We start from the raw sequence: 25766 nt of genomic DNA, 5'->3' as shown, positions 1-25766 counted from the left end.
CCATCCCATGGCCATGAAGAAAGCTGCGAAGAAGTCCGCCAAGAAAGCGACGAAGAAAACCGCGCGCAAGACCGCCGCCAAGAAGGCGACGAAGAAGACCGCGCGCAAGTCCGCCGCCAAGAAGTCGACCGCCCGCAAGGCGGCGAAGAAGACGGCCCGCAAGTCCACCGCCCGAAAGGCCGCCAAGAAGACGGCCCGCAAGGCCACGGCGAAGAAGCGTCCGGCGAAGAAGACGGCCCGCAAGGCAGCCGCCAAGAAGCGCCCGGCGAAGAAGACGGCCCGCAAGGCCGCCGCCAAGAAGCGTCCGGCGAAGAAGACGGCCCGCAAGGCGGCCGCCAAGAAGCGCCCGGCAAAGAAGACGGCCCGCAAGGCCGCCGCCAAGAAGCGACCGGCCGCCAAGAAGACGGCCCGCAAGGCGGCCGCCAAGAAGCGTCCGGCCGCGAAGAAGACGGCCCGCAAGGCCGCTGCCAAGAAGACCGCGAAGAAGGCTGCCAAGCGCCCGGCGAGGCGTCGTGCCGCCAAGAAGTCGGCCCCGGTGACGATGCCGGCGATGCCGACCCCGATGATGTAATCGGCGACCCCGAAAGCCGTAGTCCAATCGGCTCCCTCCCTGCGCCCAGGCAGGGAGGGAGCTTTTTTATGCGCTGATGGCGGCGGCCGGCGCGCGGCGCCGCGCGGTTGCGGTCAGCGGGGCGCGGCGGTCGCGACGCCCGCGCGTGCGCCCGGCCGGGCTTGCGTGCGCGCGTCGCGATACTGGCTGATCCCGCGGCCGGGGGTTGCCCCGCTCGCCTCGAATGCCGCCGCGTCGGCGAGCACGCCGTTCTGCAGCCACGACTGGGGCGCCAGGCCGATCGCACGGTCGAGCACCGTCGGCAGGAGCGCGGACGGCAGCGAGCTTTCGCCGTTCCACAGGACCGCGATGCCGAGGTCGCGGTCGGGCAGCAGGGCGATCATGCCGCGGTAACCCTGCACCGCACCCGCGTGGTACACGAGGTCGTGCCCCGCGTAGTCGTAGATCCGCCAGCCCAGGCCGTAGCCCGCCGCCTGCAGGCGTTGCCGGCGCCACGAACCGGCCCCGCCGCGGATCTCGGTCGGCGTGTCCACGAGCGGCGTGTGCAGTGTCGCGAGCAGCGGCGCGGGCAGCACGTCCGGCCGGTGGCCGCCCTGGGCAAGCAGCCATTGCGCCATGTCATGCGCGCTGGCGTTGACGCCGGCCGCCGGCGGCAGCCGGTAGTAGGTCGGCTTCGGCCGCAGCGAGACCCAGCCGCCGCGGCCGCGGACATGCGGGCGCGCCCAGCGCGAGCTTGCTTCGATGCCTTCCAGGCCGAGGCTGGCGTCCACCATGCCGAGCGGGCCGAACAGCCGGCGCTCGATCGCCTGGCTGTAGAACTGTCCGGTGGCGGCGAAGACCACGTCGCCGATCAGGCTGAAGGCGACGTTCTGGTAGCCGTAGCACGCGCCCGGCGCGCAGCGCAGGGGTGTCTGGTAGAGGCGGTTGACCAGGTCGCGGTAGTCGGCGTTCGACTCGATGTCGCGGTCGTAGGTGTGGTGCGGGAGGCCGACGCGGTGGCTGAGCACGTCCGCGACCGTCAACTGGCGTGCCGCGATCGGGTCGTTCAGGCGGAACTGCGGCATGTACTCGGCGACTCGGCTGTCCCAGCGCAGCGCACCCTCGGAGACCAGCATGCCGGTCAGCGTCCCGGCGAATCCCTTGGACAGCGAGGCGAGGCGGAACACCGTGTGCGCGTCGACCGGCTCGGCCGCGCGCACGTCGGTGATGCCGTAGCCGCGCGCGCTGAGCACGCGGCCATCGTGCACGATCGCCATGGCCAGCCCGGGCACGCGCTGGTTCGCGACCAGCGCCTGCGCCATCGATTCGAATTCCCGGACGTCGAATCCGTTCGCAAGCGGGCGGGCGGTCTGTGCGGTGGGCGTGGCGACCGCCGGCGTCGCGGCCGCGGTCGACACCTCGACCATCGCCAACGTGTCCGGCGTGGCCGCAGCCTCGGGCGCCGGTTGCGGATCGACGGTGCCCGGGAACTGGTTGGCGGAGGCGACCGCGAAGGCGAGCAGGCCGAGCGCGGCCGCGCCGGCGAGGGCGCGGCCGCGCCACCTGGCATGCCTCGTCCGCGACTGCCTCGTTTCCATCCTGCCTGCCCCCTGCGTATGCTGCGGATCCGACCCGGGCGTGCGGCGTCGGGTCCGTTCCGATTCTAGCGACCGTGCCGGGCGTTGCATGAACATGCCGCACGTTTCCGTGAAGCGCCGATGAATGCGCGGCCACCCGCCGCGGTTTAGGGAGGAAGGGGAAATGGGCACTGTGTTCCTGTTGGTCGTGCTGGCGATCGCCGGCGTGCTGGTCGCATGGGGCGTGGGCATCTACAACGGGCTGGTCACCGCCCGGAACGCGTGGCGCAATGCGTTCGCGCAGATCGACGTCCAGCTGCAGCGGCGCTTCGACCTGATCCCCAACCTGGTGGAGACGGCGAAGGGTTACCTGGCCCACGAGCGGGGCACCCTCGAGGCGGTCACCGCCGCACGCAACACCGCGCAGGCGGGACTTGCGGCGGCCAAGGCGGCGCCGGGCGATCCGGCGGCGATGGCCGAACTGTCCCGGTCGCAGGCCGCGCTGGAGGGCGCGCTCGGCCGCCTGCTGGTGACGGTCGAGGCCTATCCTGAGCTGAAGGCGAGCCAGAACATGATGCAGCTCACCGAGGAGCTGACCAGCACCGAGAACAAGGTGGCCTTCGCGCGGCAGGCGTACAACGACAGCGTGATGGCCTACAACAACCGGCGCGAGGTCTTCCCGGCGAGCCTGGTCGCGAACAGTTTCGCCTTCAAGCCGGCGGCGCTGCTCGAGATCCCCGCCGACCAGCGCGACGCGGTCCGCGCCGCGCCGAAAGTCCAGTTCTGATCCCGGCATCCACCGGCCCGTGCGGCGTTCGCACCCCGCGGGCCGCCCGCTGAAGGCGCGACCGCCCCGGCTGCCCACGTGAATTTCTTCGAACGCCAGGCGCAGGCGCGCCGCACGTCGACGCGACTGGTGTCGCTGTTCGCGCTGGCGGTGGCGGGCATCGTGGGCGCCGCCTGCTTCGCCGTCTGGCTGGTGGCGGGGACCGACGCCACGGGGGCCACCAACACCGGCCTGCTGGCGGGGACCGCGCTGGTGACGCTGGCGGTCATCGGATTCGGTTCGCTCTACCGGATCGCGTCGCTGCGCGACGGTGGCGAGGCGGTGGCCCGGCAACTGGGCGGCGTGCCGGTCGACGAGGGCACCACCGACCTGGGCCTGCGGCGCCTGCGCAACGTGGTTGAGGAGATCGCCATCGCGTCCGGGGTGCCGATGCCGCGGCTCTACGTCCTGGAGCACGAGGCGGGCATCAACGCGTTCGCCGCCGGGTACGCGCCCGCCGATGCCGCGATCGCGGTCACCCGCGGTGCGCTCGACCGGCTCAACCGGGACGAGCTCCAGGGCGTCGTCGCCCACGAGTTCAGCCACGTGCTCAATGGCGACATGCGGCTCAACATCCGCCTGATCGGCGTGCTGTTCGGCATCCTGATGGTGGGGCTGATCGGCCGGAAGGTGCTCGAGCACGGCGGCCGCGCGCGCGGACGTGGCAGCGCCGCGATCCTGGCGGCGGCGCTGGTCGCGATGGCGATCGGCTACATCGGCCTGTTCTTCGGCCGGATCATCAAGGCGGGGATCAGTCGCACGCGCGAGTCGCTCGCCGATGCGTCGGCGGTGCAGTTCACCCGGCAGGCCGCCGGCCTGGCCGGCGCGCTCAAGAAGATCGGCGGCCTGCCGGACGGCGCGCGATTGAACGACCCGGGCGAGGCGGAGGAGGTCAGCCACATGCTGTTCGGCGATGGCGTCGGGCTGGCGGGCTGGTTCGCCACGCACCCGCCGCTGCTCGAACGCATCCGGGCGCTGGAGCCTTCCTTCGATGCCAGCGGCCTGGCGGCGCTTTCCAGGCGCTGGGCCAGCCATCCACCGCAGGGGCTGGAAGAGGACGCACTGCTCGGGATGGCACCCGTCGATGGCCTGTCAACGGACGAGGCGGAATTCCGCATCGAGCCGGGGCGCGTGAGCGCGCAGGTCGCCGACCCGCGCGCGGACGACTACCGGCGGGCCGACGCGATCGTGGCGGCGATGCCGGCCGACCTCCATGCGATGGCGGTCGACCGGGGCACGGCCTTCGACGTGGTGCTGTCGCTGCTGCTCGACCGAGACCCCGACGTGGCGTCGCTCCAGCTCGAGGAGATCGCCGCGCGCCTGGGCACCCAGCTGTCCGAACGCGTGCGCGCGGCGGCTGAACGGAGCGCGGGCCTGCATCCACAGCTCCGCCTCCCGCTCGCGCAGATCGCGTTCCCCGCGTTGCGGCGTCGGCCGCGGCCCGAAGTCGCCGCGTTCCTGGACGTCGCGCACGCGATGGTGCATGCGGACGGCCGCGTGGCCCTGTTCGAGTACTGCCTCGGGCGGTTGCTGGACGTGCAGGTGCGCGAGGCGCTCGATCCCGCGGCCTTCGCGCGCCTCGGACGCCGACGGCTCCCGGATGTCGGCAGCGAGATCGCGACGTTGCTGTGCGTGGTCGCGCAGCACGGCCACGCGGACGAGGCCGGCGCGCGGCGCGCCTACCTCGCCGGGATCCGCCGCGTGCTCCCGGAGCAGGGCCTGCCCTACCTGCCGCGCCGCGACTGGGTTCGGCAGCTCGATGCGGTCTGGTGGCCGCTCGATGCGCTCGACCCGCTCGCCAAACAGCAACTCGTCGAGGCACTGGCCGACACGGTCGCCCATGACGGGCGGGTCTCGGTCGCCGAGGCCGAATTGCTGCGGACGGTCTGCGGCGTCCTGCACTGCCCGCTGCCGCCGATGCTGGAGCACTGACGCCTAGGCGTCCCCGAGGACCAGGTCCGCGGCACGCTCGGCGATCATCGTCACCGGGGCGTTGGTGTTGCCGCCGGGCAGCGTGGGCATGACCGACGCATCGACCACGCGCAGTCCGTCGACGCCGTGCACGCGCAGGCGCGGGTCGACGACCGACATGTCGTCCACGCCCATGCGGCACGTCCCCGCGGGGTGGTAGATCGTCTCGGCCTTCGCGCGGATGAAGTCCGCCAGCCCGGCGTCGTCCAGGTCGTCGCGCGCGGGCAGGACCGGGTCGCCGCGGAAGGCGTCGAAGGCCGGCTGGGCGAGGATCCCGCGGGCGAGCCGGGCCGCCTCGACCATCACGGCCAGGTCGTGGCCCGCGTCATCCGTCAGGTAGCCGGCATGGATCCTCGGCGGTTGCGTCGCGCGGTTGCCCGCCAGGCGGATCCGGCCGCGGCTGCGCGGGCGCAGGGCGCAGGCATGCAGGGTGTAGCCGCGACCCGGCAGGCGGTTCCGGCCGTGGTCGTCGAGCTGCGCGGGGACGAAGTGGAACTGGATGTCCGGGCGCGCGTCCGGCGCCAGCGACGAGCGCGCGAATCCGCCGGCCTCGGCGATGTTGCTGGTGCCCGGGCCGCGCCGGCCGCGCAGGTAGTAGTCGAAGGCGACGCCGAGGGGATTCAGTCGGTCGTAGCCCACAGGGCGGCTCGTCGACACGAGCGTGCAGATGTCGAGGTGGTCCTGCAGGTTCCCGCCGACGCCGGGCAGGTCGGCGACCCGGTCGATCGCGTGCGCGCGCAGTTCCGCCGACGGCCCGATCCCCGACAGCATCAGCAGTTGCGGGGAATTGACCGCCCCGCCGCACAGGATCACCTCGCGCGCGGCGGGCTGGTGGTACGCGCTGCCGCGCATGGCATACACGACGCCGTTCGCCCGTGCCCGCGTGCCGCGCGAGAAGGTGATCCGCACGACGTGCGCGCCGGCGTGGACCACGAGGTTGGCGCGGTCGCGGACGGGCGCCAGGTAGGCCGTGGCCGCCGAGCACCGGGCGCCGTCGCGCTGCGTCACCTGGTACGTCCCGACGCCCAGTTGCGCGGCGCCGTTGAAGTCGTCGTTCGCCGGCAGCCCGGACTGCACGCCCGCGGCGACGAAGGCGCGCGACAGCGTGTCGACGTGCCGCGGGTCGGACACCGAGAGGGGCCCGTCGGCGCCATGGAAGGCATCGGCGCCCCGCGCGTTGCCCTCCGAGCGGCGGAAATAGGGCAGCACCGTGGCCCAGTCCCATCCCGTCGCGCCCGACGCCGCCCAGTCGTCGTAGTCGCCGGGGGCGCCGCGCGTGTAGCACATCGCGTTGATGGCGCTGGAACCACCCAGGACCTTTCCGCGCGGCCACCACAGCCGGCGACCGTCGAGCCCGGGTTCGGGTTCGGTTTCGTAGTTCCAGTTGATGCGCCGGTTGCGCACCAGGCGCGACAGCCCGGCCGGCATGTGGATGAGCGGATTGGCGTCGCGCGGCCCGGCCTCGAGCAGCAGGACGCGGCAGGACGGGTCGGCTGACAGCCGGTTCGCGAGCACGCAGCCGGCCGACCCAGCGCCGATGATGATGTAGTCGAACACGCGTCGCAGGCCGCCCCCCGGGTGGACGCGCATTGTGCACCGCCCGGGCACGGTCGCCGGTCCGGCGCGATGGCGGCGCACGGACCCTTCGGCTACCGTGCTCGCCTGCTGCCGGCGCCGCGGTGCACCGTGAATCCAGGGGCCACGCCCGACCCGCGAGGAACAGGACGACCGACCGGGTCAGGCATGGCGCGGCTGCGCGCCGCGCTGGCCGGGTCACCGCCGCTGTGGTGGGCGCTGCTGTATTTCTTCAGCCTGCTGTGCGGCTACTACGTGCTGCGTCCGGTCCGCGACGCGATGGGGGCGTCGGGCGACATGGCCGCGCTGTTCCCGCCGGGGCTCGTCGCCTGGGCCGGGGCACGCGGCTTCGACCTGGCGGACTTCACCCTGCAGGTCCTGTTCACCGGCACGTTCGTGGCGATGGTGCTGCTGCAGCCGGTGTACGGGGCGCTGGTGGCGCGTTTCCCGCGGCGTGTGTTCCTTCCCGTGGTGTACGGCGTGTTCATCGCCTGCCTGCTCGCGTTCTGGATCCTGTTCGACCGCGATGCGCCGGGACGTGGCGCGGCGTTCTTCATCTGGGTGGCGGTGTTCAACCTGTTCGCCGTGGTGGTGTTCTGGAGCTTCATGGCGGACGTGTTCGACGACGTACAGGCGCGTTCGGTGTACGGGTACATCGGCGCGGGCGGCACCGTCGGGGCATTGCTCGGGCCAATGATCACGCGGCTGGTCGTCGAGCGCATCGGTGTCGCCAACCTGCTGCTGGTGTCGTGCGCCTTCCTCTGCATCTGCCTCGTCTGCATCCTCAAGCTGCGGCCGTGGGCCGTTGCCCGGGAGCGGAGGCAGGGCACGACCGACGGCGAGCGCGCGATGGGCGGGGGCGTGCTCGCCGGCCTGCGGCTCGTGTTCCGCGATCCCCTGCTCGGGGCGCTGGCGCTCGTGATGTTCTTCGGCGTTGGCGTCGGAACGCTGCTCTACAACGAACAGGCGGCGATCGCGCGCGCGCACTTCACCACCGCGGAAGCCCGCACGGCCTTCTACGCGGGCATCGACCTCGCGGTGAACACGCTCACGATCCTCGTGCAGGTGTTCGCGACGCGCTGGCTGCTCCGGCGGCATGGCGTCGCGCCCGCGCTGCTCCTGCCGGCCGGCGCGATCCTGGTCGGCTTCTGCCTGCTGGCGGCCTCGCCGCTGCCGGCCCTGGTGGCGATGGTCCAGGTCGCCACCCGCGCGGGCGAGTTCTCCCTGGCCAAGCCGGCGCGCGAATCCCTCTACACGCGAATGGACCGCGAAGCGCGCTACAAGGCGCACGCGGCGATCGACACGGCCATCTACCGCGCGTCGGACCTGTCGTTCGTCTGGCTGCACAAGGGCCTCGCGTTCGCCGGGTCGTCCGCGGTGTTCGCCGCGGGCGTGGGCGTGGCGGGGGCGCTGGCCTGGTCGGCCTGGCGGGTCGTCCGGCGGCAGCGCGACCTCCCGGGCGGCGGGGGCGTGCCGGCGGTCGGCGGCGCGGGTGCCCGCGCGTGATGCGCTGGCAGTGGCGGCGCCGGGCGCTGCAATGGTCGGCCTGGGTCGGCGCGCTGGCGCTCGTGGCCTTCTGCGTGCGGGGGTTCGTGTGGGAACCCGCGCAACTGGTGGAACGCGACCACGTGCTCGCCGGCCTGCCTGGCTGGACAGCCGAATGCGAAGGGCTGCGCGTCGATGTCCTGGCGGACATCCACACCGGCTCGCCCGGCAACGGCATCGACAAGCTCGACCGGATCGCGGCGACCGTGGCGGGAGGGGACGCCGACCTCGTGCTGCTGGCCGGCGACTACCTGATCCTGAGCGTCTTCCTCGGGGAATACGTGCCACCCGAGGTCGTGGCCGCGCGCCTGCGCGGGCTGGCACGGGCGAAGCCGGTGTTCGGCGTGCTCGGCAACCATGACTGGTGGAAGGGCGGGGCCAAGGTGCGCGCCGCCTTCGAGGCCGCGGGCATCCCGATCATCGACAACCGCGCGGTCCCGGTCGAAGTCGATGGCTGTCGCCTCTGGCTCGCGGGCATCGGCGACCTGTGGGAAGGGGACCCCGACATCGAGTCCGCCTTCGAAGGCATCCCGCCGGCGGGCGCGCCGGTGTTGGCGCTCACGCACCACCCGGACCTGTTCGCGCGCATCCCCGCCCGGGCATCGCTGCTCGTGGCGGGGCACACCCATGGAGGCCAGGTCAGCTTCGCGCCGTTCGTCGACCCGCGCGTCGGCACGCCCTGGGTGAACGGCCACTACGTGCGGGACGGGCGGCACCTGTTCGTCTCGCCCGGCCTGGGCACCAGCATCCTGCCGCTCCGGTTCCGCGTGCCGCCGGAGATCTCCCGCCTGACACTCTCGCGATGAAGGCGGCCGGCCCCTACGCCGCGGCGCGATTCCCGCTGGTGGAGATCTCGGCCTCGTAGTAACCGGCCGCGCGCAGCTCCCAGGCGGCGAAGTCGTCGACGCTGATCGCGTCGAGCGTCATTGCGCGCAGCTCCTCGAGCTGCGCCTTCTCGTCCTGGGTAATCCAGCCCTCGCGCACGCCTTCCTCGAGCTGGGCCCCGAAGTCCAGCGCCTCGATGTCGCTGTGCTTGAGCGCCTTGGCGAGCTTGCGTTCCACCGGCTCGGCGAGGATCACCTTCTGCAGGTAGCTGTTGACGCGGCCGGCCGGGTTGTTCGCGGTCGGCGTGGTGAACACGCCCTCGGCCAGGCGGTCGCGCGCCTCGTTGGGCGACATGAGCAGGCTGGCGGCCTTGTGGCCGAGGCGGTCGCTGGGTGCCTGCGCGCGGCGGCCGACGGGGAAGACCAGCAGCCACAGCAGCCAGCCGACCGGGCGGATCGGGAAGTTGCGCAGCGCGGCGGACAGCGACGTCTCGATGCGATGCACGCTGTCGTGGAAGGCCCAGGCGAGGAGCGGCCGGTCGGCCACCGGGCGGCCCTGGTCCTCGTAGCGCTTGAGCATGGCGCTGGCGAGGTACAGGTGGCTGAGCACGTCGCCCAGGCGGCCCGACAGCGATTCCTTGAACTTGAGCTTGCCGCCCAGCAGCAGCATCGACGTGTCGGCACACAGTGCCAGGACCGCGGAGTAGCGGTTGAGCTTGCGGTAGTAGCGCCGCGTGTAGGCATCGCCGGGCGCCTTGCCGATGCGCGCCGCCGTCAGCCCGAACCAGAAACTCCGCACGGCGTTGGAGATGGCGAAGCCGATGTGGCCGAAGAGGTTGCGGTCGAATTCCTCCAGCCGTTGCGCCTCGTCCTCGAGCGCGGCCGCGCGCATTTCCTTGAGCACCCACGGATGGCAGAGGATCGCGCCCTGGCCGAAGATCATCAGCGAGCGGGTCATGATGTTCGCGCCCTCGACGGTGATCGAGATCGGCGTCGCCTGCCACGCCCGGCCCAGGTAGTTGCGCGGGCCGAGGATGATGCCCTTGCCGCCGTGCACGTCCATGGCGTCGATGACCACGTCGCGGCCCATCTCCGTGCAGTGGTACTTCGCGATCGCGGACGGGACGGCCGGCTTCTCGCCCCGGTCGACCGCGGCCGCCGTCGCCTCCGACAGCGCGCTGATCGCGTAGGCCTTGCCGGCGATCCGCGCCAGCGCCTCCTGCACGCCCTCGAATCGGCCGATCGACAGGCCGAACTGCTTGCGGATGCGCGCATACGCGCCCGTCGCGATGGCGCCCATCTTCGATCCGCCGCTCGCGGTGGAGGGCAGGGTGATCGACCGGCCGATCGACAGGCATTCGACGAGCATCTGCCAGCCCTTGCCCGCGTAATCCTCGCCGCCGATCAGCTGGCTGAGCGGGATGAAGACGTCCTCGCCCGAGACCGGTCCGTTCTGGAACGGCGAGTTGAGCGGGAAGTGGCGGCGCCCGACCTCGACCCCCGCGGTGTCGCGCGGCAGCAGCGCAAGCGTGATGCCGATGTCGTTCGTCTCGCCGATCAGGCCCTCCGGGTCGTACATCCGGAACGCCAGGCCGATCACGGTCGCCACGGGGGCGAGCGTGATGTAGCGCTTCTCGAAGGTCAGCCGAACCCCGACCACGTTCGCGCCGTTCCACTCGCCCATGCAGACGATGCCGTAGTCCGGGATCGAGGTCGCGTCGGAACCCGCGAAGGGGCCGGTCAGGCCGAAGCAGGGCACCTCGCGGCCGTCGGCGAGCCGCGGCAGGTAGTGCTGCTTCTGCTCATCCGTCCCGTAATGCATCAGCAACTCGCCGGGTCCGAGCGAGTTGGGCACGCCCACGGTCGAGCTGACGACGGTGGAGATGGATGCGATCTTCTGGATGACCTTGTGGTGCGCGAGCGCGGAGAACCCGAGGCCGCCGTATTCCTTCGGGATGATCATCCCGAAGAAGCGCTCGCGCTTGATGTAGTCCCACAGCTCCGGGGGCAGGTCGGCGTGCACGTGCGTGATCTGCCACTCGTCGATCATGCGGCACAGCTGTTCGACCGGGCCGTCGAGGAATGCCTGCTCCTCGTCCGTCAGTTGCGGTTTCGCCTGCCCGAGGAGCACGGACCAGTCGGGCCGGCCCGAGAACAGTTCCCCCTCGAAACCCACGGTGCCCGACTCCAGCGCGGTCCGCTCCGTCGCGGAGAGCGGCGGGAGGATGCGCGTGTAGAAGCGGAGCAGGGGGGCGGTGATCGCGGGCTTTCGCACCGACGGGACCAGGAGGGGAATGGAGACCAGGCCGAGGAGCACCAGTGCGATGGCGGTCGCGGCGGGGTCCGCGCCGAGGAGCCAGCAGGCGACCAGGCCGGTCGCGGTCGCGGCCGCCCAGGTGGCGAGGCGCCAGCGGTGGTAGGCCGCGATGCCTGCGAGGACGAGAAAGGCGATGAAGGGCGTGGCGACGTCCATGGAGACCTCCTCGGGACGCTGCGGGTCCCAGTGCGCGGCGGGATGGCGGCGTGGTCGCGGGTCCCACACCACGGCGCCTGACCATACGCTGAAGTATGGTATTGCCGGTTTTCCACTGTCAACGCACCCGCCTGCCACTCGGGCCACGGTCCATGCTGTTCGTCGCCGGGCGGCCACCACGAACATACTGCCGCCCGCCCGACCGTACGGTTACACTCCTGCCATGCCGCCCGCCGCCGCCCGCACGCCCACCGCCGAGTCCGGCAAACGTCCTCGCCAGGACGGTAGCGGGCGCCTGAGCGCGACGGACTGGGCACAGGCGGCCCTCGACCAGATCGCCGAGGGCGGCGTGGCCTCCGTCGCGGTCGAGCCGCTCGCCCGGCGACTTGGCGTCACCAAGGGCAGCTTCTACTGGCACTTCCCCTCGCGCGACGCCCTGCTCCAGGCGGCGCTCGAGCGTTGGGAGACCGTCGAGCAGCAGGAAGTCTTCGGCCAGCTCGAGGCCATCCCGGATCCCCGCGAGCGCCTGCGCGCGCTCTTCCGCCTGGTCGCCAACGAGGCGACCTCCCACATCATCTATTCGGAACTGCTCAAGGCCCTCGACCACCCTGCGGTGCAGCCGGTGATCGGCCGGGTCTCCCAGCGCCGCTTCGACTGGCTCGCCGCGTCGTTCCGCCAGGCGGGACTGACGCGCACCGATGCACAGCATCGCGCCCGCCTTGCGTATGCCGCGTACGTCGGCTTCCTGCAGCTCAACCTGCAACTCCACCACGCACGGTTGCCGCACGAGGAGTTCGACGACTACGTCGAACACGTGATGGCGACGCTGATCCCCCCGGACTGACGTCCGGTCGGAACGTGGCGCCGGTGGCGTGCGAGCCGCCGGCGTCGCTGCTTTCCCGACGCGCCACGCGCGACTCGCACGCACTCCATCCGCAGAGCAAGGAAACACCGCCGTGAACGCCGTTCCCCAGTCCGCCAACCCGGAATCCGCCCGTGCCCCCTCGCGCCTGGAGGCACTCAATGACTGGGTGGCCGAAGTCGCGGCGCTCACGCAGCCGGACGCGGTGCACTGGTGCGACGGCAGCGACGCCGAGAACGACCGGCTCGTGCAGGCGATGCTCGCGGACGGGACGTTGCAGGCGCTCAACCAGGAGACGAATCCCGGCAGCTTCCTGCATCGCTCCGACCCGGACGACGTCGCGCGCGTCGAGCACCTGACCTTCGTCTGCACGACGCGGCAGGATGACGCGGGCCCCAACAACCACTGGATGGCGCCGGACGAGGCGCACCGCAAGATGGACGCGCTGTTCGAGGGCTGCATGCGCGGACGCACCATGTACGTCATCCCGTACTGCATGGGCCCCATCGACTCGCCGCTGTCGCGCTGCGGCGTCGAGGTCACCGACTCGCCGTACGTGGTCGCGAACATGCGGCTGATGACGCGCATGGGTGCGCCCGCGCTGCGCCGCATCGAGGATGAGGGCACGTTCGTCAGGGGCCTGCACTCGATCGGAGAACTCGATCCCGGGCGCCGCTTCATCATGCACTTCCCCGAGGAACTGACGATCAAGTCGTTCGGTTCGGGCTACGGCGGCAACGCGCTGCTCGGCAAGAAGTGCCACGCGTTGCGCATCGCCTCGCACCAGGCGCGCAACGAGGGATGGCTCGCCGAGCACATGCTGATCGTCGGCGTCGAGAACCCGCAGGGCGAAACGCACTACATCGCCGCCGCCTTCCCCTCCGCCTGCGGCAAGACCAACCTGGCGATGCTGATCCCGCCCGCGTCGTACCGCGAGAAGGGCTGGAAGGTGTGGACCGTGGGCGACGACATCTGCTGGATGCGCCCGGGCGACGACGGCCGGCTCTACGCGATCAATCCCGAAGCGGGCTTCTTCGGCGTGGCGCCCGGCACGAGTGCGAAGTCGAACCCGAATGCCCTGGCGACGCTGTCGCGCGACGCGATCTTCACCAACGTCGGGCTGACCGCGGACGACCGCCCGTGGTGGGAAGGCCTGGACGACGGCAGCACCCCGGCGATCGACTGGCGTGGCGAGGACTACGACCCGTCCAAGCGCCCGGCCGCGCATCCCAACGCCCGCTTCACGGTCAGCGCGAAGCAGTGCCCTAGCTATTCCGTGCAGGCCGAGAACCCGAAGGGCGTGCCCATCAGCGCGATCGTGTTCGGCGGGCGCCGGCCCTCGCTCGTGCCGCTGGTGTTCGAGGCGCGCGACTGGACGCACGGCGTGCTCGTCGGCGCGGCGATGGGTTCGGAAACCACCGCCGCCGCGAGCGGCGCGGTCGGCGTCATGCGCCGCGACCCGATGGCGATGAAGCCGTTCTGCGGCTACAACTTCGCCGACTACTTCGCGCACTGGCTGTCGTTCGACGACGGCAGGAACGCGCTGCCGAAGATCTTCCACGTCAACTGGTTCCGCAAGGGCGACGACGGTTCGTTCCTGTGGCCGGGCTTCGGCGACAACCTGCGCGTGCTCGAGTGGATCATCGGGCGCGTCAGGGGCGAAGCCGGCGCGACCGAAACACCCATCGGCAGGTTGCCCGGCCCCGGGGACCTGGATCTCGAGGGGCTGGCCCTCGACGGGGAAGCCGAGGCCAAGCTGTTCGGCTTCGACCGCGACGGATGGCGCGCGGAGTTCGCCAGCATCGCCGAGTACCTCGAGAGCTTCGGCGCGAGGATGCCGCCGGCGCTGCGCGAGGAATGCACGCGCGTCTCCGGTGCGCTCGATGCCGGCGCGCCGTGACGCCTCCTGCGGCGCACGACGCGTATTCAGGTGCGATTGTGCAGCGCACCACTGTGTCCCTTCGCGATCGATTTCCAGCGCAAGTGACTGTTGCGGAAGGTATTTCACGGCGTTTTAGCAACCCGTGGTGCAGGCCCTTCCATCGCCCGTAAAAATTGCGTTATGCTCGGCCGGGCCAGGCATTGGGCTGGGCTTCATATCGTTGGCCAGCGTGATCTTGGGCTGCTGCACTTACCAAAAATTTTTGGAGAGAAAGCGAGATGATCAACCTTAAGAAGCTGCCGAGCGCGATCCAGTTCGCGCTGTTCGTCGGCGCCGCTTCGCTGGTCTCGGGCAACGCGCTTGCCCAGGACGACCAGGAAGAGGAGTCCGACCAGCAAGCCACCACCCTGGATCGCATCCAGGTCACCGGCTCCCGCCTGACCCGTGCCGACATCGAAGGCGCCGTGCCGGTCGTCACCATCGACCGCGAGGACATCGACGTCTCCGGTGACGTGTCCGTCGCCGACGTGCTGCGCGACACCACCTTCGCGTCGTTCGGTAACTTCAAGCCGCAGTCGGGCTCCTCCGCCCAGGCGCTGGCCACCATCGACCTGCGTGGCCTGGGTTCGGGCCGCACGCTGGTGCTGATCGACGGCCGCCGCGCCCCGACCAGCCCGATGGCCGCCTCCTCCGGCGTGGACGTCAACGCCATCCCGCTGGCCGCGGTCGAGCGCATCGAGATCCTGTCCGACGGCGCGTCCGCGGTCTACGGCTCCGACGCGATCGGCGGCGTGGTCAACATCATCCTGCGCAAGGACTTCGACGGCGCCGAGCTGCGTTACGGCATCGGCCAGACGAAGGTCACCGGCGGCGACACCGAGGAAGCCTCGGCCGTCTTCGGTGCGACCTCCGAGCGTGGCCGCATCGTCGGTGGCGCCGGCATGTCGCGTCGCGGCATGGTGTTCACCCGCGACCAGATCGGCGGCAGCACCCGCGGCGTGTCGACCTACGGCAACAACTACTACGCCTGGGCGTTCGACGCCGACGGCGACCTGGTGGGTGCCTCGATCGAGGCGGCGCCGGGCTTCTCGTGCGACCAGGGCGCGTTCTACTTCCTGGGCAACACCACCGGCCAGCCGGCGTTCTCGCCGAACGGCAACTGCTCGTTCAACTTCAACTCGGTGGCGGCCAACGAGGCCTCGATCGAGAACGAGTCGGTGTTCCTGCGTGGTGACTACCAGATCAACGACAACTGGAACGTCTACAGCGCCGCCAGCTCGACCAAGACCGAGTCCTTCGGTCGCTACGCGCCGGTCCCGGGCGTGGTCCGCGTCGAAGACGGCACCCCGAACGACGTGAACTTCGGCGAGCGTTGCGATTCGACCCCGGGCGCCTGCGCCTCGGATGGCCTGCCGACGTACTACTTCCACCGCTTCGCGGCGGCCGGCAACCGCGACAACTTCACCGATTCGACCAACCGTGACTTCCTGCTGGGCTTCGAAGGCCAGCTGACCGACACGATCGGCGTCGACTTCGGCATCCGTCGCACCGACTACAAGTACCTCGAGCTGGGCCGTGGCTACATCGTCGGCAGCCTCGCCAACGCGGCGGCCAACAACGGCGACTACCTGCTGAACGATCCGTTCGGCGCGGACGAGTCGGTCCTGAACAGCTTCAAGGTCACCATCAACCGCGAGTCGCGCTACTCCAGCGACGAGATCTACGCGCAGACCTTCTTCGACGTGTTCGAAATGGCCGGCGGCATCTCCAACGCGGTCATCGGTGCCGAGCACCGCGAAGACACCTTCACCGACCAGTACGATTCGCTTTCCGAGGCCGGCGTCGTGCTGGGTTCGGCCGGCAACTCGTCCGGTGGCGAGCGCAGCGTCTCGGCGGTGTTCTTCGAGTGGCTGTTCCCGTTCACCACGACGTTCGACATGACCGTCGCGGGCCGCTACGACAACTACAGCGACTACGGCAACGACTTCTCGCCGAAGGTCTCGTTCCGCTGGCAGCCGCTGGATGCGCTGACCTTCCGCGGTTCGTACGGCCAGGGCTTCCGCGCCCCGCCGCTGGACATCCTGTCGCAGAAGACCACCTTCTCGGCCGAGCCGGTCAACGACCCGCAGTCCTGCGCCGCCCTCGGCCAGCCGACGACCTGCCAGCTGCAGGTCGACACGTTCTTCGTGGCCAACCCGGACCTGCTGTCGGAGCAGTCCAAGCAGTACAGCCTGGGCGTTGTCTGGGCCCCGCTCGACTGGCTCGACATGAGCCTCGACCACTACAACATCACGGTTGAGGACACCATCGTCGCGATCGGTGCGCAGGACATCATCAACTCCGACCTCGATCCGGGCACCTACGGTCCGATCCCGGCCGGCCTGGGCCTGGTCCGCAACCCGCTGACCGGTCGCATCACGTCGATCACCGCGGGTTACGCCAACGCCGGTGAGCTCAACACCAACGGTTACGACTTCCGTCTGAACACCAACTTCGACCTGGGCGCGATGGGCAACCTGCGCAACCAGCTGATGGTGTCGTACATCGACGAGTACGAGATCACCGACCCGAACGGCGTCAAGACGGAGTACACCGGCCTGGAGGGCACGCCGCACGGTCGCGCCAGCCTGCGCAACGCGTGGGGCATCGGTGACTGGACGTTCGGCTTCAACAGCAACTACATCCACCACCAGCCGACGGTGACCTCGTCGGGCCGTGGCCCGGGCGGCTACACCACCCACGACGTCCAGATCGCCTGGGAAGCGCCGTGGAACGCCACCGTCGCCGTGGGTGCGATCAACGTCGGTGACCGGTACCCGGAGCTGAACGCGTACGATGGTCGTCCGTGGAACTTCTACCTCTACGACGCCAACGGCCGCACCACGTACTTCCGCTACACCCAGCGCTTCTGATCCATCGAACCGCTGTTGCGTCACCAGGAAGGGCCCCGAAAGGGGCCCTTCTTTTTTTGTGCGCATGGCGGCCATCGCGGAGAATGCCCGCCATGGAGATCGATCCGGAAGAAGCCGTACCCGGCAAGCCGACGGGGCAACGCCGCGCCGCATGGGACCAGTACTGGTCGAGCGGCGCACTGCATTCGTGCGTGGGTTCGTTCGACGGGAACTACGGCGGGGCCATCGGTACGCTCTGGGATGCAGTCGCCGACCATCTGGCGCCCGGCGCGCGCGTCCTCGACCTGGCGACGGGCAATGGCGCCTTGCCCCGGCGGCTCTGGGAACGCAGGGGCGGTGAGGCGAAGCTCGAGATCGATGCCATCGACCTCGCCAACGTGCGGCCCGCCTGGCACGACCCCGCAAGGCATGCCGCGATCCGCTTCCACGCCGGCGTCGACATGTGCGCCCTCCCGTTCCCGGATGACGCCTTCGACTGGGTGCTCAGCCAGTTCGGGTTCGAGTACGCGCCACGGTCGGCCGCATTGCATGAAGCGCTGCGCGTGCTGTCGAGCGACGGCGCGTTGTACCTGGTGATGCACCACGCGGACTCGGTACTGGCCACCGTCGCGCGCGAGGAACTCCGCAACCAGCAGGCGCTGCTGGCGCCCGGCGGCGTGCTGGAATCCGCCGAGGCGGTCGTGGGGTGGATCGCACGCGCGGCAGCGGGCGAGCAGGTGGCGGGCGACCCGCGCGCGGAGTCAGCCAGGCACGCCTACAACATGGCAATGCGGGACATCGATCGACGGATCGCCGGAAGCGCCGTGCCCGACCAGCTGCACGCCACGCGCGATTCCGTGCATGCGCTCCTGGCGAAGCGCGATCTCCGGCCCGCCGCGGCGATCGAGGCGTTGCGGGAGCACGGCCGCGCGCTGCTGGCTGCATCGTTGCGGACGGGCGAACTGCTCGATCACGCCCTGGACGCGCCACAGGTCGAGGCCCTGGCGGCCGAAGTCGGCGCCCTGCGCCCGGGCTGGCGTGTTCGCGCCTCGCCCGTGTCGCAGGCCGAGGGGCTGCTCGCGTGGGTATTCGCCGCTGGCCCAGCGGCGGATGGCCTGGAACTCAGTTGAGTTCCGCCAACAGGTCGTCGTCCAGTGCCTCCAGGAGCGGCGCGATGTCGTCCCGGTAGTGGCGCCAGCGCCCGACCGAGCGGGCGTGCAGGGGTTCCCGGACCTGCCACCGGCTCGGGGTCTGCACCGCGCGCGTGCTGCGGTGGAAGGACAGGCAGGCCGGATCCCAGTCCAGCCCGGCGAAGTCGACGAGGGCGCGCGTGCGCGCCTCGGGCTCGGCGACCAGCGCTTCATAGCGGAACTCGACGATCGGCAGCGGCAGCACGGCCTGCCAATGGCGCATCAGCCGATGCTGCAGGCTGATGTAGCGACCCAACCCACGGAAATCGGTTGCGAGCGTCTCGTCGAGCGCGAAGTTCTCGCCATAGATCGAGATGGCCACGTCCCGGGGGTCGCGGCGGCACCAGATGACGCGCGCATGGGGGAAGAGCCGCGCGATCCAACCGAGCTGCAGGAAATTCAACGGCTCCTTGTCGACGATGCGCACCACGTCCGGCGGCGCGCTCCGCGTCAACGCCTCGAGATAGCGCGAGGCCGCCGCGGCCAGCATGGGTTGATCGACGTGCGCGGGGTCGGGAGGGAGCCGCCGCGCGACCAGCTCCATGTCCGGCAATTCGCCCGCGCCGTGGACGCGTGGGTGCCTTGCAATGATCTGCTCGGTGAGCGTCGTGCCACTGCGGGGCATGCCCACGATGAAGACAGGCCGCGGGTCGTGCGATCCCGTCGCCGTTCCGCGGAACGAGGATGCGTCGAAGTGCCGGATGGTCGCCTCGACGCGCGCGCGAAGGGGCTCCGGATCCGGGGGGCCGATCATTCGCTGGCGGGCCAGGTTCGCATCCCGCCATCGCCGCATCGCATCGGCGTGCGCGCCACGCGCATCGAGGGCACGGCCCAGCGCGTAGCCCAGCATCGAACGGTCATGGTCGTCGAGCCGATCGCCATCGAGCTGGCGCGCGGCTTCCTCGAGCCATCGGCTCGTCGCGTCGCCCCGCTGCAGGCCGAGCAGGCAGGCGAGGGGATAGGTCCAGCCCGGTCGACGGTCCAATGCGGCTTCGTAGGCCCCGGACGCACCCTGCCGATCACCGTCGTCCTCGAGCGCCTGGCCGAGTGCGAGTTGCAGGCCCGGATCGTCTGGCGCGGCCTCCAGCCCCACGCGGAAGAGCCCGGCCGCCTCGGCTTGGCGACCCAGGCGGCTCAGGCACTCGCCGGTCTTCAGCCGGGCGTCGACGTCGTTCGGTGCGCGCGCCAGCACGCGCTGCCAGAGGGGAAGGGCATCCGCGGGAAACCCGTGGTCGAATTCGAGCCGCGCGAGGGCGGGCAGGCTCGCGCCCGCGTCGCCTTCGAGGTCGCACGCGCGCGCCAGTGCCTCCCGCGCGCGCGGGATCTCGCCCCGGCGATGTTCGGCCAGGCCCAGCAGGTGCCATGCGCGCGCGTTCCCGGGTTCGAGTGTGGCGGCCGCGGACAGGTGCCTTGCCGCGAGGTCGAACCGCCCTGCATGCGCCAGGAGGCTGCCGAACTGCAGCCGGGTGTCCGCCTCGTCGGGCGCGAGTTCGACCGCGCGTGCCATCGCCTGCAGCGCACCTGGCGCGTCGCCACGGCGCAGCGCGACCCGGGCCACGAGGCGATGCACCCGCGCACTCCGGGGATGTGCATCCAGGAGCGCCTGCGCGACGCGCCGAGCGTCGACGATCGCGCCACGCGCAAGCAGGGCTTCGCCCTCGCGGATGCGCGCGTCGATTTCCAGGGCGTGGGCAGGATCCGTCATCCCCGCATTCTAGGGGTGCGTACGGAACTCACGAAGGTTGGCGATCAAGTCCGGCGGCCCGCGCGTTGCTGCCTTTGGCGCGGCGTCGCGTCGGAGCGCCCGTGCCGGCACGAGGCTGCCACGGCAGCGTCAGCGCTCAGAGATCCTGTTCGTACCTGACGTACGGGATCGCGCCTTCTTCCTCGCCATTGGCCTGCGGCGAGAAAGGATTGCGCCCGCGCGTGACGACGTTGTCGGCACCGACGCTGAGCTTGCCGCTCCAGGGCGTGCGCCACGTCAGGCCGACGCCATAGCCCTGCCAGTCTTCCGGCTGGCCTGGCACGTCGACGACGCGGCCGACGATGCTCGCGCCGAAATTGCCGATGCTGCCGCCCACGCGGAGGGTCCGGCTGCTCCACCGGTCGGCGAGCATCGGCACCTCGCCGGGCGACACGATGCGCGCGCGCGCGAGCGTGCCGCCGATCGAGACGACGCCCTCGCTGCCCACGTTGCGCTCGGCGAAGACGGTCAGGTCGGTCTGCTCGACGCGGTCGCCGCGCGGCGTCATCCACGCGGGCAGCCGCGAGAGCGACTCGCCCACGGACAGGCCGAACCGGCCCGACGGGCGCGAGATGCCGGCGCCGAGCGTGGCGACGCTGCAGTCCGACAGGCTGACGAGCGAGCTGCCGATGCCACGGTCGCAGAGCAGTCCGAGGGACGACTGCGAAGACGCCGGCGTGCGACCGAACTGCCATCGCGCCTCGCCGTTCTTCTGCGGCTCAAGGAGGAGGAAGCCCTGCAGGCGGTCCTGGTGCCAGATCGGCAACGCGGTCGCGTCGGCGGCATCCTGCGCACGTGCGCCGGCCACCGCGCCGAAGGCGAGGACGAGGGCGAACGCTGCGCGCGCGAGGGTCAGGGACATGGCTTGGGATGGACCGCTTCAGTGCCGGAATCGTTCCCCTGTTCCGGGCATCCGATGGTAGTCGATTTATGGTTCTTTAACAATCCATCCCGGGTCGTTCCGACCGCGTGAAGACGGCTACTGCAGGCGGTCCGGTGCCGCGCCCTCCACCCCCGCGGGGAACAGCCCGGCGATGGCATCGGCATCGAAATGGTAGCGCTCGCCGCAGAACTCGCAGCGGATCTCGGCCACGCCGTCGGCGGCGGCCGCCAGCGCCTCCTCCTGGCCCAGCGAGGCCAGGACCTCCGCCACCCGGGCCCTTGAACAGGAGCAGCCGAACTGCAGGGGGCGCGCCGGGGGCAACCGGACCTCCTCCTCGTGGAACAGCCGCCTGAGAAGCTCGAGGCCGGGAACCTCGAGCAATTCGGCCTCGCCGAGGGTCTCCATCAGCGCGGAGGCACGGGCCCAGCCGTCGGCGTCGCCCGGCGCGCCATGGCCGCCTTCGCCCGGGATGCGCTGGAGCAGGAGCCCCGCCACCCGCCCGCCGTCCACGGCCAGGAGGATGCGCGTGGGCAGTTGCTCGGACTGCCGGAAATAGTCCTCCAGCGCGCCGGCGAGGGTGTCGGACTCCATGGGCACCAGCCCCTGGTAGCGCCTGGCGTCCCGGCCCGGGGCGCCAGGATTCTCGATGGTGATCGCCAGCACTGCGCCGGTGCCCAGTTCCCTCAGGTCGCGGGTGAGGCCGCCTTCCGGCGGTTCGCCGTCCACCTGCGCGATGCCGCGGACCGTGCCTTCCCCCGTGCATTCGGCGAACAGCAGCCGGATGGCACCGCTGCCGCGCAACTGCAGCGACAGCCGGCCCTCGATCTTGGCGTGCGCGGTCAGCAGCGCGGCGGCGGCCAGCGCTTCGCCCAGCAGTTCGGTGACGGCGACCGGGTGGTCGGCCCGCGCCTCGATCTCCCTCCATGCACCATCCAGCCGGACGTGCACGCCACGGACGCCCGCGCCGTCGAGCACGAAGCGGGTGAGGCGGTCATCGGTGGGAAGCGGGGTTGTCGTCAAGGCGTATGTCCGGCGGGAAGGCGTGGCCGGGCGCGATACCATGCCGCGCCCCGGGAAACATCCACAGTATGAGGCCAGCTGGCATGCAGCACCGTCACCGTTCGACCGGCCGACCCGCGAAGCGCGGGCGCTGGTGGCGCTGGCCCCTCCTCGTGGTGGCGGCATTCATGGTGCTCAGCGTCGCGCAGGTGCTGGCCCTGAAGTTCATCGACCCGCCCGCGAGCGCCTACATGGCGGCGCGCTGGATCGAGGCCACCGTGGATCGCGAGCCGGATTTCGCGCTCCGCCACGAGTGGCGCGACCTCGACGCGCAATCGGCGCACCTGCTGCTCGCGGTGATCGCCGCGGAGGACCAGCGCTTCGCGGAACACCGCGGCTTCGACTTCGAACAGATCCGCAAGGCACGCGAAACGCACCGGCGGGGCGGCCGGCTGCGCGGCGCCAGCACCCTCACCCAGCAGGTCGCGCGCAACCTGTTCCTGTGGAGTGGTGGCGGCTGGTTCCGCAAGGGGCTGGAAGCCTGGTACACGTTGCTGATCGAGACGTTCTGGAGCAAGTCGCGGATCATCGAGCTGTACGTCAACGTCGCGGAGTTCGGCGATGGCACCTATGGCGCCCAGGCCGCGGCCCGGCGCTATTTCGGCAAGGACGCGGCGCGCCTCGCGCCGTCGGAGGCGGCCCGCCTCGCGGCCGTGCTGCCGAGCCCGCGGCGCTACAGCGCGGCCAACCCGGGCCCCTACGTCCGGCGCAGGACGGCCCAGATCCAGCGGCAGATGCGGCAGATCGGCGGGCCGGGCTACCTGGAGCGCCTGGACTGACCGCACGGGCACGCGTGCCCGCGAGGGCGCCGACCGCTACCATCCCCGCATGGACCGCCCCGCGCACGCCAGTGACGACCGCCTGACGGTCGTGGTCGCCGCCTTCGACGAGGAGGCCGTGCTGCCGGCGGTGCACCCGCGGATCCTCGCCGCGCTGGATGCGTGCCGCCGCGATTTCGGGCTCGAGGGAACCGTGTTGTACGTCGACGACGGCAGCGCGGACGGCACGTGGCCGTTGCTCGAGTCGTTCGCCGCGGCGGATGCGCGCGTCTCGGTGCTGCGGCTGAGCCGCAACTTCGGCAAGGAGGCCGCGCTGACGGCGGGGCTGGACCACGTGCATGCCGGCGCGGCGATCATCCTGGACGCCGACGGGCAGGATCCGCCGGAACTGATCCCCCGGTTCGTCGAGAAGTGGCGGGAAGGCTTCGACGACGTCCACGGCACGCGGATCGAGCGGGACGGCGAGGGCTGGCTCAAGCGCGCCACCGCGCACGCCTTCTACCGCGTGATCGGGCGCCTGTCGAAGACGCCGATCCCGCGCGATACCGGCGACTTCCGGCTGCTGTCCCCGCGGGCCCTCGCTGCGTTGCGACAGTTGCGCGAGCGGCACCGCTTCATGAAGGGACTGTTCGGCTGGGTGGGGTACGAGCGCACCGCGATCGCCTACCAGCGCGACGCGCGCGCGGCGGGCCGGAGCAAGTTCAATTTCTGGCGGCTGTGGAACTTCGCGCTGGAAGGCATCACCAGCTTCACCACCGCGCCATTGCGCGTGGCGACCTACCTGGGCGTGCTGACCGCGGTGCTCGCGTTCGCCTACGGCACCTGGATCGTGGTCAAGGCGCTGCTCTGGGGCGACCCGGTCGCGGGCTGGCCGACGATGATGGCGGTCATCCTGTTCCTGGGCGGCGTGCAACTGGTCGCCCTCGGGCTGATCGGCGAGTACCTCGGCCGGCTGTACGAGGAGGCCAAGCAGCGCCCGCTGTACCTCGTCGACGCCTGGCGGCCGGGGACGGCGGTATCCTCCGGCCAGCCCGCCCACCAGGCGCCACTCCACGCCGTCGGAGGAGAAGACCATGCGCACCGTCCGCCAACTGCTCGAGGCCAAGGGGCCTGACGTCCACGCGATCGCGCCGGACGCGCCGGTGATCGACGCATTGCGCCTCATGGCCGAGCGGGGCATCGGCGCCGTCATGGTGATGGAGGGCGGACGCCTGGTCGGCGTCGTTTCGGAGCGGGACTACGCCCGCAAGGTGGCGCTCGAAGGGCGCTCGTCCGCGGACACGCCGGTGCGCGACATCATGACCCCGGACGTCATCCGCGTCGCGCCGGAGGACAGCGATGCGCGCTGCATGCAGCTGGTGACCGAGCGGCGCATCCGCCACCTGCCGGTGTGCGAGGGCGACGCCGTCGTCGGCGTGGTCTCGATCGGCGACCTGGTCAAGGCCGTGATCGAGGACCAGCAGGTCGAGATCGAGCAGCTCCAGCGCTACATCGCGAGCTGAGCCGGATGGCCGCGCCGGGCGGCCTCAGGCGTCCATCAGTGCCTGGGCATGCTCGCGCGTGGCCTCGAAGCGCAGGTCGGGCCAGCGCTCCTGCGCCAGCTGCAGGTTGACCCGGGTGGGCGCCAGGTAGACGAGCTGCCCCGCGGCATCGAGCGCGAGGTTCATCGCGTTCTTGTCCCGGAACTCCTCCCGCTTGCGCGCATCGCCGCCTTTCACCCAACGGGCCGTCGCGACCTGCACCGGCTCGAACGACGCCTCCACGCCGTACTCGTCCTTGAGCCGGTAGGCGACCACGTCGAACTGCAGCATGCCGACAGCGCCCAGGATCAGGTCGTTGCTCATCATCGGCCGGAAGAACTGCGTCGCGCCTTCCTCCGACAGCTGCGCCAGGCCCTTCTGCAGCTGCTTGAGCTTGAGCGGGTCGCGCAGGCGCGCGCGGCGGAACAGTTCCGGCGCGAAGTTGGGGATGCCGGTGAAGTGCAGCGCCTCGCCCTCGCTGAAGCTGTCGCCGATGGAGATCGTGCCGTGGTTGTGTATGCCGATGACGTCGCCCGGCCAGGCGTCCTGCGCGATCTCGCGGTCCGAGGCCATGAACGTCAATGCGTTGGCCAGCTTCACGTCCTTGCCGGTGCGCACGTGGAAGGCCTTCATGCCGGCGGTGAACCGGCCCGAGCACACGCGCATGAATGCCACGCGATCACGATGCTGCGGATCCATGTTGGCCTGGATCTTGAACACGAAGCCGGACAGCGCGGGTTCCTGGGGCGCGACCTCGCGGGTCGCCGTCTCATGCGGCTGCGGCGAAGGCGCGTGCGCGACGAAGAAGTCGAGCAGCGGCTGCACGCCGAAGTTGTTGACGGCCGAGCCGAAGAACACCGGCGTCTGTTCGCCGCGCAGGTAGGCGTCCTTGTCGAACGGGTGGCTCGCGCCCTGGACGAGCTCCAGCTCGTCCCGAAGTTCGGCCAGCATGTCCGCGCCGATCGCCGCGGCGACGCCCGGGTCGTCGATCGACGGGAAGATGGTCGAATCCTGGCGGGTGAAGTTCCGGCCCTGTTCGTACAGGTGGACCTCGCCGCTGACCAGGTGCACGACGCCCTTCAGCCGCTTGCCCATGCCGATGGGCCAGGTCACGGGCGCGCACTGGATGCCGAGCACGGACTCGACCTCGTCCAGCAGCTCGATGGGTTCGCGTCCCTCGCGGTCGAGCTTGTTGATGAAGGTCATGATCGGCGTGTCGCGCAGCCGGCAGACCTCCATCAGCTTGATGGTGCGCTCCTCGACGCCCTTGGCCACGTCGATGACCATCAGCGCCGAATCCACGGCCGTCAGCACGCGGTAGGTGTCCTCGCCGAAGTCGGCGTGGCCGGGCGTGTCGAGCAGGTTGACGATGCGCCCGCCGTACGGGAACTGCATCACCGAGGAGGTCACCGAAATGCCGCGCTCCTTCTCCAGCGCCATCCAGTCGGACGTCGCGTGGCGCGCCGCCTTGCGGCCCTTGACGCTGCCGGCCATCTGGATCGCGCCGCCGAACAGCAGCAGCTTTTCCGTCAGCGTGGTCTTGCCCGCGTCGGGATGGGAAATGATGGCGAAGGTGCGGCGGCGCGCGGCCTCGCGGGCGACGTCGGACATGGCG

The 25766-nt window shown here is 70.7% G+C and carries 19 protein-coding genes; 12 read left to right on the top strand and 7 right to left on the bottom strand.

Annotation, left to right across the window (positions count from 1 at the left end; translation table 11 throughout):
• Nucleotides 1-7 precede the first annotated feature (7 nt).
• A complete protein-coding gene (locus ACYU7H_RS03420) occupies nucleotides 8-571 on the top strand; it encodes a histone (RefSeq protein ID WP_460813053.1) in 564 nt (187 codons plus the stop codon).
• 113 nt (nucleotides 572-684) lie between these two features.
• Here the strand turns inward: ACYU7H_RS03420 and ACYU7H_RS03415 are convergent, their stop codons facing one another.
• A complete protein-coding gene (locus ACYU7H_RS03415; RefSeq protein ID WP_460812499.1) occupies nucleotides 685-2148 on the bottom strand; it encodes a serine hydrolase domain-containing protein in 1464 nt (487 codons plus the stop codon).
• 163 nt (nucleotides 2149-2311) lie between these two features.
• On the opposite strand from ACYU7H_RS03415, the gene ACYU7H_RS03410 reads away from it, so the two are divergent.
• Both ACYU7H_RS03410 and ACYU7H_RS03405 read left to right on the top strand, forming a co-directional pair.
• Nucleotides 2312-2914, top strand: a complete 603-nt coding sequence (locus ACYU7H_RS03410; protein WP_460812497.1) for a LemA family protein — start codon at nucleotides 2312-2314, stop codon at nucleotides 2912-2914.
• Between the two features lie 78 nt (nucleotides 2915-2992).
• On the top strand, nucleotides 2993-4885 hold the full coding sequence (locus ACYU7H_RS03405) for a M48 family metallopeptidase (protein WP_460812495.1): 1893 nt from the start codon (nucleotides 2993-2995) through the stop codon (nucleotides 4883-4885).
• A 3-nt stretch (nucleotides 4886-4888) separates the two neighbouring features.
• Here the strand turns inward: ACYU7H_RS03405 and ACYU7H_RS03400 are convergent, their stop codons facing one another.
• A complete protein-coding gene (locus tag ACYU7H_RS03400) occupies nucleotides 4889-6481 on the bottom strand; it encodes a GMC family oxidoreductase (protein ID WP_460813052.1) in 1593 nt (530 codons plus the stop codon).
• Between the two features lie 186 nt (nucleotides 6482-6667).
• On the opposite strand from ACYU7H_RS03400, the gene ACYU7H_RS03395 reads away from it, so the two are divergent.
• On the top strand, nucleotides 6668-8005 hold the full coding sequence (locus tag ACYU7H_RS03395; protein ID WP_460812493.1) for an NTP/NDP exchange transporter: 1338 nt from the start codon (nucleotides 6668-6670) through the stop codon (nucleotides 8003-8005).
• On the top strand, nucleotides 8005-8850 hold the full coding sequence (locus tag ACYU7H_RS03390; protein WP_460813050.1) for a metallophosphoesterase: 846 nt from the start codon (nucleotides 8005-8007) through the stop codon (nucleotides 8848-8850). The genes ACYU7H_RS03395 and ACYU7H_RS03390 overlap by 1 nt, the downstream gene beginning before the upstream one ends.
• Before the next feature lie 13 nt (nucleotides 8851-8863).
• On the opposite strand, the gene ACYU7H_RS03385 is transcribed toward ACYU7H_RS03390, so the two are convergent.
• Nucleotides 8864-11341 carry an acyl-CoA dehydrogenase gene (locus ACYU7H_RS03385; protein ID WP_460812491.1) on the bottom strand — a complete coding sequence of 826 codons (2478 nt, stop codon included), beginning with the start codon at nucleotides 11339-11341 and terminating at the stop codon, nucleotides 8864-8866.
• A 223-nt stretch (nucleotides 11342-11564) separates the two neighbouring features.
• Here ACYU7H_RS03385 and ACYU7H_RS03380 point away from each other — a divergent pair, with 223 nt between their 5' ends.
• From ACYU7H_RS03380 to ACYU7H_RS03365, 4 genes are all read left to right on the top strand, one after another.
• On the top strand, nucleotides 11565-12185 hold the full coding sequence (locus ACYU7H_RS03380; protein ID WP_460812489.1) for a TetR/AcrR family transcriptional regulator: 621 nt from the start codon (nucleotides 11565-11567) through the stop codon (nucleotides 12183-12185).
• Nucleotides 12186-12297: 112 nt separating this feature from the next.
• Complete coding sequence (locus ACYU7H_RS03375; RefSeq protein ID WP_460812487.1) at nucleotides 12298-14103, top strand: phosphoenolpyruvate carboxykinase (GTP); 1806 nt, start codon at nucleotides 12298-12300, stop codon at nucleotides 14101-14103.
• A 260-nt stretch (nucleotides 14104-14363) separates the two neighbouring features.
• Complete coding sequence (locus tag ACYU7H_RS03370) at nucleotides 14364-16997, top strand: TonB-dependent receptor plug domain-containing protein (protein ID WP_460812486.1); 2634 nt, start codon at nucleotides 14364-14366, stop codon at nucleotides 16995-16997.
• Between the two features lie 92 nt (nucleotides 16998-17089).
• On the top strand, nucleotides 17090-18106 hold the full coding sequence (locus ACYU7H_RS03365; RefSeq protein ID WP_460812484.1) for a class I SAM-dependent methyltransferase: 1017 nt from the start codon (nucleotides 17090-17092) through the stop codon (nucleotides 18104-18106).
• On the opposite strand, the gene ACYU7H_RS03360 is transcribed toward ACYU7H_RS03365, so the two are convergent.
• The 3 genes from ACYU7H_RS03360 to hslO form a co-directional block, all read right to left on the bottom strand.
• Nucleotides 18099-19871, bottom strand: coding sequence for a tetratricopeptide repeat-containing sulfotransferase family protein (locus tag ACYU7H_RS03360; RefSeq protein WP_460812483.1), 1773 nt, complete (start codon nucleotides 19869-19871; stop codon nucleotides 18099-18101). The two genes, ACYU7H_RS03365 and ACYU7H_RS03360, sit on opposite strands and share 8 nt — an antisense overlap.
• A 136-nt stretch (nucleotides 19872-20007) precedes the next feature.
• Nucleotides 20008-20772 carry an XOO1806 family protein gene (locus ACYU7H_RS03355; protein WP_460812481.1) on the bottom strand — a complete coding sequence of 255 codons (765 nt, stop codon included), beginning with the start codon at nucleotides 20770-20772 and terminating at the stop codon, nucleotides 20008-20010.
• A 117-nt stretch (nucleotides 20773-20889) separates the two neighbouring features.
• Nucleotides 20890-21813: an Hsp33 family molecular chaperone HslO gene (gene hslO, locus ACYU7H_RS03350; RefSeq protein ID WP_460812479.1), complete on the bottom strand. Its 924-nt coding sequence runs from the start codon at nucleotides 21811-21813 to the stop codon at nucleotides 20890-20892.
• A gap of 68 nt (nucleotides 21814-21881) precedes the next feature.
• Between hslO and mtgA the strand changes: the two genes are divergently transcribed.
• Genes mtgA through ACYU7H_RS03335 form a run of 3 tightly spaced genes read left to right on the top strand, consistent with a single transcriptional unit; the run spans nucleotide 21882 to nucleotide 24133 of the window.
• Nucleotides 21882-22631, top strand: coding sequence for a monofunctional biosynthetic peptidoglycan transglycosylase (gene mtgA, locus ACYU7H_RS03345; protein ID WP_460812478.1), 750 nt, complete (start codon nucleotides 21882-21884; stop codon nucleotides 22629-22631).
• 49 nt (nucleotides 22632-22680) lie between these two features.
• A complete protein-coding gene (locus ACYU7H_RS03340; RefSeq protein ID WP_460812476.1) occupies nucleotides 22681-23745 on the top strand; it encodes a glycosyltransferase family 2 protein in 1065 nt (354 codons plus the stop codon).
• Nucleotides 23705-24133, top strand: coding sequence for a CBS domain-containing protein (locus ACYU7H_RS03335; protein ID WP_460812474.1), 429 nt, complete (start codon nucleotides 23705-23707; stop codon nucleotides 24131-24133). The genes ACYU7H_RS03340 and ACYU7H_RS03335 overlap by 41 nt, the downstream gene beginning before the upstream one ends.
• A 24-nt stretch (nucleotides 24134-24157) precedes the next feature.
• On the opposite strand, the gene ACYU7H_RS03330 is transcribed toward ACYU7H_RS03335, so the two are convergent.
• Nucleotides 24158-25762: a peptide chain release factor 3 gene (locus ACYU7H_RS03330; RefSeq protein WP_460812473.1), complete on the bottom strand. Its 1605-nt coding sequence runs from the start codon at nucleotides 25760-25762 to the stop codon at nucleotides 24158-24160.
• Nucleotides 25763-25766 lie beyond the last annotated feature (4 nt).

The sequence above is a fragment of the Luteimonas pelagia genome (genome assembly GCF_054776035.1).
The sequence above is the reverse complement of the archived record's forward strand: the minus strand, read 5'-3'. Positions and strand labels throughout refer to the sequence as shown.